The sequence below is a fragment of the Massilia sp. NBRC 108631 genome (genome assembly GCF_059704565.1).
Genome location: NZ_BAAKJE010000144.1, coordinates 1 through 648, shown reverse-complemented (window position 1 = coordinate 648; position 648 = coordinate 1). Strand labels below are relative to the sequence as shown.

Below are 648 nucleotides of genomic sequence, written 5' to 3'. Positions count from 1 at the left end.
CCGCGCGCCACGGCGGTGGTCACCGCCGCGATGTTGCGCACCTGGCCCGTCAGGTTCGATGCCATGAAGTTCACGTTGTCGGTCAAGTCCTTCCAGGTGCCGCCCACGCCGGGCACGTAGGCCTGGCCGCCCAGCTTGCCCTCGGTGCCCACTTCCCGCGCCACGCGCGTTACTTCCGAGGCGAAGGAGGACAATTGGTCCACCATCACGTTGATGGTGTTTTTCAGTTCCAGGATTTCGCCCTTCACGTCCACCGTGATCTTTTTCGACAGGTCGCCGTTCGCCACGGCGGTGGTCACTTCCGCGATATTCCGTACCTGGCCGGTCAGGTTACCCGCCATCGAGTTCACGCCGTCGGTCAAGTCCTTCCAGGTCCCGGCCACGCCGGGCACGTTGGCCTGGCCGCCCAGCTTGCCCTCGGTGCCGACTTCCCTGGCCACCCGCGTTACCTCGGAGGCGAAGGAGTTCAGCTGGTCCACCATCACGTTGATGGTGTTTTTCAGTTCCAGGATCTCTCCCTTCACGTCCACCGTGATCTTTTTCGACAAGTCGCCGTTGGCCACGGCGGTGGTCACGTCCGCGATGTTGCGCACCTGGCCGGTCAGGTTACCCGCCATGGAGTTTACCGAGTCGGTCAAGTCCTTCCAG

The 648-nt window shown here is 63.3% G+C and carries 1 protein-coding gene; it reads right to left on the bottom strand.

The genetic code is table 11. The annotated features are described in order from the left end of the window. Positions 1 to 648 (bottom strand): HAMP domain-containing protein (locus tag AC6H42_RS16335; RefSeq protein ID WP_497548487.1); only part of this gene is annotated, 648 nt, incomplete at both ends.